Here is a 7,302-nt window from a genome sequence, read left to right as displayed (position 1 = left end):
AGCCCGCCGTCGTCGGGCGCCATCACGGTCAGAAGATCGGTCCCGGTGCTGGCGGCACCGGCAGCGCCTTCCTTCAGGAGCGGAGCGGCGCAGATCAGCATCGTGGCGCCGCTGTCCTGGAGCACGTATTCGATTTCGCGTGCCTTGAGCAGCGCGTGCACCGGAACCACAATGGCTCCCAGCGACAGGACCGCGAAATAGACGCGGGCGAAGTCCGCGACATTCGGGATCAGCACGGCAACGGCATCGCCGGGGCCGATGCCGCGCGCCCGCAGTGCCCCGGCATAGGCGCGGGTCTCACGCCAGAGGTCGCCGTAGCTGGTTTCCTCCTCACCGACGATCAGCGCGGTGCGGTTCGGAGTCCTTCGCGCGGACTCGGCCAGGATGGCCGCTACGGAGATCGTTCCGAAACCCTCTTCGGGATTGTTGGTATTCATGGCCTGCTTCTTCGTAGGGATGGTCATGCTTTCAGGATCAGGGCGTCACCCTGGCCGCCGCCGCCGCAGAGCGCGACGACACCGGCGCCTCCGCCCCGGCGCTTCAGCGCCAGGGCCTGGTGCAGGACCAGGCGCGCGCCGGAAGCCCCTACCGGATGCCCGAGGGCGATGGCGCCGCCCTCGGCGTTGATGTCCTCCGGCTCGATGCCCAGGTCCTTGGCGGACTGGATGAGCACGGACGCGAAGGCTTCGTTGATCTCGACGAGATCGAGCTCCTGCGCGGTGAGGCCCTCGCGCTTGAGGGCGAGTTCAATGGCACGGGCGGGTTGGGAATGCAGCGATCCGTCGGGTCCCGCCGTCTGGCCGTGGGCACCTATTTCGGCGATCCATTCGAGCCCTGCCGCTTCGGCTGCCGCTTTGCTGGCGATCACCAGGGCGGCGGCACCATCGGAGAGCGGGGAGGAGGATCCTGCGGTAATGGTTGCCGTTGCGTTCTTTGAGAACGCGGGGCGGAGTTGCGCCAGGGATTCGGCGGTGGTCTCCGGGCGGATGCCCTCGTCGTGCGCGAGAGTCAGCGCGGGACCCTTACGCCGGGGAACGTCGATCGGGGCGATTTCCTCGGCGTAGACGCCGGCGGCGCGGGCCGCTTCCGCCCGCTGGTGGGACCGGGCTGCGACGGCGTCCTGCTCGGCGCGGGTGATGCCGCGCTCCGCGTTTCCGGCGTCCGTGGCTTCGCCCATCAGCAGTCCGCTGACCGGATCCTGCAGCCCGTCCCGGTACAGCGAGTCCAGCATCGGGGCCTCCCCGACGACGACGCCGGCGCGGAGCCCGGGCACCAAGTGCGGGGCGTTGGTCATGGATTCCTGGCCGGCGGCAACGATGAAGTCGGCTTCCCCCGCTCGGATCATCCGGGCGGCGTCAATCACGGCTGTGAGCCCGGAAAGGCAGAGCTTGTTGATCGTCACGGTGGGCACGTCCCAGCCGATGCCCGCGGCCAGGCTGGCTTGCCGCGCGGGACCTTGGCCGGCTCCGGCCTGGATGACCTGTCCGACGATGACTGCATCGACCTGTTCGGGGGCGACGCCGGCCCGGTCCAGGGCGGCGCGGATGGCGTGCGCGCCCAGTTCGCTCGAGGAGAAGGGCGCGAGCCCACCGCGGAAGCGTCCGAAGGGTGTCCGGGCGCCGCCGAGGATGACGGGGATGTTGGCGTTCTGGTTCAAGAGAGTCCTTTCAGGGTTGGCAGGCTTGGCGTGGATCACGCGAAGGCGGAGATTCCGGTGATTCCGCGCCCGATGATGAGCGCCTGCATCGTCTCGGTGCCTTCATAGGTGTGGATGGCCTCGATGTCGGCGAGGTGCCGGGCGACCCGGTTTGCCAGCAGGATGCCGTTGCCGCCGAGGAGGTCGCGGGCATTGGAGGCAATGCCCCGGGCAATGCGGGTGCAGGTGAATTTCGCGAGTGACGCCTGTTCGGGGGTGAGCGCCCCTTCTTCATCGAGGCGGGTCATCTGAACCACCATCAGCTGCATCGTGGCCAGTTCGCTGAGCATCCGGGCAAGCCGTTCCTGCACGATCTGGGAGGCGGCCAACGGCCGGCCGAACTGCAGTCGCTGCCTGGCGTACTGGACGGCGGTTTCGTAGCACGCGGTGGCATGCCCGACGGCGGACCAGGCGACCCCCAGCCGGGTGGCCAGCAGCACCCGCGCGGTGTCCTTGAAGGACCGGGCCCCCGGCAGCACATTTTCCTGCGGCACAAAGACGTTCTCCAGCCGGATGTGGGCCTGCCAGATGGCACGCAGGGCCAGCTTGCCTTCAATTTTCGTCGCGGAGTAGCCGGGGGAGTCCTGCGGTACCAGATAACCGTGAACCTGGCTGTCCTCCCCCCGGGCCCAGACTACGCAAACCCCGCCCACGGAGCCGTTGCCGATCCACTTCTTTTCGCCGCTGAGGAGGAAACCCCCGTCCGTGCTGGTGGCCGTGGATTCCAGGGCCACCGCGTCCGAGCCGTGGGTAGGCTCCGTGAGCGCGAAGGCAGCGAATTCCTTACCGGCGGCGACCGCCGGGAGCCAGCGCTCCTGCTGTTCGGCAGACCCGCACTCCGCTATGGACCGCAGGGCGAGACCGCCCTGGACCGCGATCATGGTTGCCACAGAACCGTCGCCGCGGCTGATTTCCATGTTCACCAGCCCGGCAGCCATCCTGCTCATCGTGGGGAATCCCTCGACGTGGACTCCGTCACGCAGCAGATCCAGCTCGCCCAGGCGCCTGACCAGGTGTAACGGGTAATCGGCGCGTTCCCAGTAGCCGTCGATGACGGGAAGGACCTCGTTCTGGACGAAGTTGCGGGCGCGCTCCCAGAAGCCGCGGTCCTCGTCGGTGATGCTGGCGAACACGGACGCCGGGTCCGTGCCGAGAGCTTCGGTCAGGACGTAGCCGGGTTCCACGGTGCCGGCCGGAAAGTGGTCCGAAGCCCGTGCGCTGAACCCGGAGTCGGGTGACGTCGTCGTCATTTGTTGGTCCTTTGTCTCGGCAGCAGGTGGTGCCGCCTACGTGTTGTGGCTCACGCCACATCAACCAAGGATGTACTGAAACGCAGTCCCGCGTCAAGAAACTCAGTGTCAACGAAGCGTGCGGCGTCAGGGCAGGGCGTCGCGGACCGCCTGCACGATCGCTTCCTTGTCTGCACCGGCCGTCAGCACGGTCACGACGACGGCCGGGGACGGGTGCGCCGAGGCGAAGGTGCCGACCAGCGCTGGCCGGAAGATGTCGGAGAGGGCCCGGAGTTCGTTCGCGAGCGCCGTGGATCGCTCCCGGTCCGCACCCGCTGCTTCCTGGGCAGCCGGTGCCGAACGGAGCCACTGCCGGAGGAAGGCGTTGTGGACGGCGACCGCGGCCGCCGCGAAGGAAACAGCCTTGTATTCGCGCAGCTCGCCCTCCGGCAGTTTATCCAGGAGGTGCAGCAGGAATGCCCGCTCGTACCGGTGGGAGGTGACCAGCTCACGGTCCCGGAGAGCCGGCACGGCCTGCATCAGCTCGTATCGCGCGCGCGACGTTTCGCGGTTCCGCAGGTGATGATTGAAAACCAGCAGAGCAGCGTCCTCGACAGCCGCGAGGGGTTCCTGCATCGTTTCCGCCAGGCGTTCCGTCACCAGCCCCAGGATCCGCTCGTGGTCGGCGAAAACAACGTCCTCCTTCGACCCGAACTTTCGAAAGAACGTGCTGCGGCTCATACCGGCGGCGTCCGCGAGTTCATCAACGGACGTTGTGTCATAGCCCTGCTTCGCCAGCAGCCCGATAGCGGCGGCAGCGGGCCTGTCGGCGTCGTGGCTTGTGGGGCGCGAGATCATGGGCCGAAATCTAACACAACGGCCGGTTGGCACTCCGGAGTTCCGGCGCGGATGGCCGCACAGCCGGCGGATCACGATGCATCAGCGCGGAGAAAGAACCCCGGCCGAGCAGTCGATCTTCAACCCCTCTCGCAGCGCTTAACCTAACGCCGATAATCAACATTATGTAAGGTAGTAAAGAGGCTATTCGCATTTTCTGCGAATACATCCACTTCTGATAACGATCGCTCAGGAGCCGAGATCGGCCCTGACCAGGCGATTCGCTCGATTCGCCACGCGCAGGATCACCTCGGGCGAGGCGAACTGTTGTGGTTTCCTGTGTCGCAAAATCCGGGTCTGATCAGGCATTTTGTGTCTCATTGTTGCATTTTTTGCATTTTGACTGCAAAAATTGCAGTCGACATAGGAGGCTCCTTGGGTGATAAGTTCGGCGGTCTCGCGTTCCTCCCGCTGCCTAATCGAGAGCCGGATCGTGACGGGTTCCTGAGCGAGGTGCTCACCGGGTGGAAGCGATCGCACTCGGCGCAAAACTTCACCATGCAAACGACCAGGCGCCGGGTCGCATCTGTTATGCGCCTGGCGGACTTCTCGGGCAAGTATCCGTGGGAGTGGGCCCCCGTCGACGCGGACGAGCTGTTCGACCATCTTCGCGGTGTCGAGAACCTGGCCTTGTCCACTGTCCGGGCCTACCAGACGGACATCAAACTGTTTTGCGAGTATGCAACCAACCCTGAATACCCGTGGAACGAGAACTGCGGGCGCCTCTTCGGGACAACCTTTTCCCAGGTGATCACCGAGTTCAACAAAGCCAGGCACGTCCAGGATGCCGATATGGGTCCGGAGAAGCGTGCCTTTACTCTCGAGGAGCTGCAGGCCTTCTTCGACCTAGCCGACCTGGAAGTCGAACGGATCATAAACTCCGGACGCAAGGGCGCTCTTGCCGCGTGGCGTGACGCCGTCGCCTTCAAGACCGCCTACGGTTGGGGCCTTCGGCGCGACGAACTCCGTCACCTCGGCCTGGTCGATTTCTCCCGCAATGTCAAGGCTCCGTACTTCGGCGACTACGGCATTCTGCGCGTCCGGTTCGGGAAGTCGCAGAAGGGCTCCCCCAAGAAACAGCGGTCCGTGCTGACCCTCCTGGACTGGGCAGCCGAGGCGGTTGATGACTGGGTCAAACGCGGTCTTCCCCGCTACGGGCAGCCTGTCAGCGATCTCTTCCCGACTGGCCGCGGCGGCCTGGTTCCGGAAAAGAACCTCCGGGATCGGATGCGCGGATTCCTCGACGAACTCGGCTTTCCGCCGGGGCTCGACCTTCACTCCCTGCGACGGTCCTATGTCACGCACATGCAGACCGAGTACGGCTATGACACCAAGTTCATCTCGATGCAGGTTGGCCACGAGCACACAGCGACGACCACGATCTACACACTTCCCTCCCCCGACTTCGCCGCGCGCGAACTGGAACGCGTGCTCAACACAACCCTCCTGGCCAGCAACAGCAAGCTGCTGACCAAACCCACAACGCCTTCCGGAAAGGCATCACGATGAACCGTCAAATCGACTACCAGTTCCGCGTCAAGGAGCTGATGGCACGCGCCGGGATGCGCAACAGCCGCGATCTGGTCGCTCCGCTTCGGGAGCGTGGCATCACGCTCTCCGAGTCGCAGATCTACCGACTCGTCGGACAGAACCCGGACCGGATCGCCTTCCAGGTCTTGGCAGCACTTTGCGACATCTTCAAGGTCGAAGCCAACGAAATCTTTACCTACACAGGAACGGAAACCCGCACCCAGCGCCGTCGGACCGCCGTCGGCGACGGCACGGATGTCCCCCTGATGGAGGCCTACCGCCCGGTCCGCGCCCGCATTACCCGTCCCGATGAGCAGTGAGTTCAAGCCGCGCGGTCGTCCCCGATCAAACAGGACGAGCGAGGGTTGCGACCGCTGCGGGAGAACCACCGGAAAGATCCGGGTCCGCTGGCCAGACGGACGGATCTGCGGAATATGCTTCACGAACGCAACCCACCGATACGGTCAATGCCCGCTCTGCGGTGCCGACAGAATGCTGCCAGGTCGAACGGATGCGGGCGACGACATCTGTCGCGAATGCGCCGGCATCACGACGGACCTCACCTGTGACAACTGCGGCCGCGAGGCCGAGCGCTTCCGCGGGGGTCACTGCATCACCTGCGTTCTCGCCAACGATCTGACGGAGCTTCTGAGGCCGAATGACCCACCCGACCTGCGGCTCAAACGCCTTATCAAGGTATTGACCGGGGCCACGCGGCCGGAGAGCATCTACACCTGGCTGCGCAGCAACGGTGGCCGGTCCGCCGGGCTGCTCAAACGGATCGGTGACAGGGAGATCGAGCTCTCCCACCGGGCTTTCGACGAACTGCCCAAGACGCCGGCGGTCGAGCACGTCCGCGCGATCCTCACTCATAACCGGATCCTGCCCGCACAGGAAGACCGGCAGCTGGCCATGTTCGAGCAGTGGCTGGAAGAACGCCTCGACCAGCTCTCCTCGACGCCGGAAATCCACGCCCCCATCGAGCGTTTCGCCCGCTGGCATCACCTCAAGAGACTTCGGGCGGAGTCATCCGCGACGAAGAACATGAACTATGCCGTGCGCTCGGCCAAGCAGGAGATCACAGAGGCCGGAAAGTTCCTCCGCTGGCTCCTCGATGAGCACCGCCGGACAGCAGCTTCCTTCCGCCAGATACATATCGACGAATACCTCTCCGAGGGCACCTCAACCCGTCGACATATCCGGAACTTCATCCAATACCTCAAGCGGGAAACGCCGGGGAAGGACATCCAGGTCGCTGCGCGGCTGGCCAGGACGACGCCCGTCCTCAGCCAGCAGGAACGCCTGGACCTTGTCCGCAAGCTCATCGAGGCCGACAACGTCGCCTTGTCGATCCGCATCGCGGGGCTGATCTTCCTGCTCTATGGCATCCCCATCGGCAGGATCGCCATGCTCACCATCGACGACGTCGAAGTGACCGGCAAAGGCATGTTCCTCAGTCTCGGCCGGTATCCGGCACCTATTCCCGAGCTGCTGGCACCCATGTTCTGGGCCCACCTCCAGGACCGCGCCGGCCAACAGACAGTCAACCGCGATACACGCTGGCTCTTCCCGGGCGTCCGCGCAGGAGCACCCCGATCCCCCAACACCCACCTCCTGAAGCTGCGCGGGATGGGCGTCAACATCCAAGGCATCCGCAACACCACCCTGCAGAGCCTGGTCAAAGAAATTGACGCCACGTCACTTGCCCGCATGCTCGGATACAGCAAGCAGACTCTGTCCCGCCACGCGGGAGCCGCCGGCGCACCCATGTCGAGCTACGTTGTCGGCAAGAACCCCCGCTTCGCCGAAGAGCGCAGTCGCGACCAAACTGCGAACAAAACCCAGTGACAAAGCACCAGAGGGTATGACGGCGAGCATCATCGATAGAGACCCTCAGCTCGCCCACGGAGCGAGGAATAAACCCCAAAGCGATAACCCGCTTATCCAGTT

The 7,302-nt window shown here is 64.9% G+C and carries 7 protein-coding genes (1 of these 7 only partly in view); 3 read left to right on the top strand and 4 right to left on the bottom strand.

Annotated elements, in window-relative coordinates; all coding sequences use genetic code 11:
- The 4 genes from K789_RS0111460 to K789_RS0111445 form a co-directional block, all read right to left on the bottom strand.
- Positions 1-464: the start of a long-chain-fatty-acid--CoA ligase gene (locus K789_RS0111460; RefSeq protein WP_237739582.1), read on the bottom strand. It extends 1,111 nt beyond the left edge of the window; only the first 464 of its 1,575 coding nucleotides appear in the window; its start codon is at positions 462-464; the stop codon falls past the left edge of the window.
- Positions 461-1,657 carry an acetyl-CoA C-acetyltransferase gene (locus tag K789_RS0111455; RefSeq protein ID WP_024366885.1) on the bottom strand — a complete coding sequence of 399 codons (1,197 nt, stop codon included), beginning with the start codon at positions 1,655-1,657 and terminating at the stop codon, positions 461-463. The genes K789_RS0111460 and K789_RS0111455 overlap by 4 nt, the downstream gene beginning before the upstream one ends.
- Before the next feature lie 35 nt (positions 1,658-1,692).
- Positions 1,693-2,946 carry an acyl-CoA dehydrogenase family protein gene (locus K789_RS0111450; protein WP_024366884.1) on the bottom strand — a complete coding sequence of 418 codons (1,254 nt, stop codon included), beginning with the start codon at positions 2,944-2,946 and terminating at the stop codon, positions 1,693-1,695.
- Positions 2,947-3,072: 126 nt separating this feature from the next.
- Complete coding sequence (locus tag K789_RS0111445) at positions 3,073-3,783, bottom strand: TetR/AcrR family transcriptional regulator (RefSeq protein WP_024366883.1); 711 nt, start codon at positions 3,781-3,783, stop codon at positions 3,073-3,075.
- Positions 3,784-4,197: 414 nt separating this feature from the next.
- Here K789_RS0111445 and K789_RS0111440 point away from each other — a divergent pair, with 414 nt between their 5' ends.
- The 3 genes from K789_RS0111440 to K789_RS0111430 all read left to right on the top strand — a co-directional run bounded on the left by K789_RS0111440 (position 4,198) and on the right by K789_RS0111430 (position 7,200).
- Positions 4,198-5,331, top strand: a complete 1,134-nt coding sequence (locus K789_RS0111440; RefSeq protein ID WP_024366784.1) for a tyrosine-type recombinase/integrase — start codon at positions 4,198-4,200, stop codon at positions 5,329-5,331.
- Entirely contained in the window at positions 5,328-5,672 is a 345-nt protein-coding gene (locus tag K789_RS0111435; protein WP_024366785.1) for a helix-turn-helix domain-containing protein, read from the top strand. The genes K789_RS0111440 and K789_RS0111435 overlap by 4 nt, the downstream gene beginning before the upstream one ends.
- A gap of 172 nt (positions 5,673-5,844) precedes the next feature.
- Entirely contained in the window at positions 5,845-7,200 is a 1,356-nt protein-coding gene (locus K789_RS0111430) for a hypothetical protein (RefSeq protein ID WP_024366786.1), read from the top strand.
- Positions 7,201-7,302 lie beyond the last annotated feature (102 nt).

Origin of the sequence: Arthrobacter sp. TB 26 (genome assembly GCF_000427315.1) — a bacterium.
Classification (GTDB): Bacteria; Actinomycetota; Actinomycetes; order Actinomycetales; family Micrococcaceae; genus Arthrobacter.
Note: the sequence above shows the minus strand (reverse complement) of the source record. Positions and strands in the feature narration are given on the sequence as shown.